At 57.8% G+C, this 524-nt stretch carries 1 protein-coding gene; it reads left to right on the top strand.

The window, feature by feature from the left end:
• Nucleotides 1–224: 224 nt before the first annotated feature.
• On the top strand, nt 225–389 hold the full coding sequence (locus tag ACYVD0_RS12825) for a transposase (protein ID WP_460427166.1): 165 nt from the start codon (nt 225–227) through the stop codon (nt 387–389).
• Nucleotides 390–524: the final 135 nt, after the last annotated feature.

Genomic DNA, 524 nt, shown 5'->3' with positions numbered 1-524 from the left:
TGGGGTTTCCCCATGCGAGAGTAGGTCATCGTCAAGCGCCTATCCCGAACCCCCGAGCCACGACAGCGGCTCGGGGGTTTTTGCTTGCGTCAGGAAAGACGGTCGGAAGCAGGTAAGCAATGGCCAGGCCGTAACCGTCCGGGCATCTCGTCTGGCTTGAACCCGCCAGGCTAAGAGAGGGTGTCCACCTATTCATCGTGGACACCTTTTCAAGCGGGGAAATCATGCAGCGTCGTTCCTATTCCACGGCCTTCAAGGCTCAAGTCGTGCAGGAGTGTGGCCAACCCGGCGCCTCCGTCGCCAGCGTGGCATTGAGCCACGGCATCAACACCAATGTTGTCCATAAATGGATACGCACGGCACGCAGCCAGGTTGTAAGTGATCCATGAACCCCATCTTCAACCGAGGTAAAGGCCCGCAGATGCTGTGCTCCCGATTTCTTTCTGGAGCCCGTCATCATGATGCGACCCGACGCCAAGGTCGAAAAGGTCTATCTCTACCCCAAGCCCGTCGACTTCCGTAAA

Source organism: Azotobacter armeniacus (genome assembly GCF_054779355.1).
Note: the sequence above shows the minus strand (reverse complement) of the source record. Positions and strands in the feature narration are given on the sequence as shown.

Coding starts and splice junctions, on each gene's coding strand:
- ACYVD0_RS12825 (WP_460427166.1), top strand. CDS start 225: ATGCAGCGTCGTTCCTATTCCACGGCCTTCAAGGCTCAAGTCGTGCAG.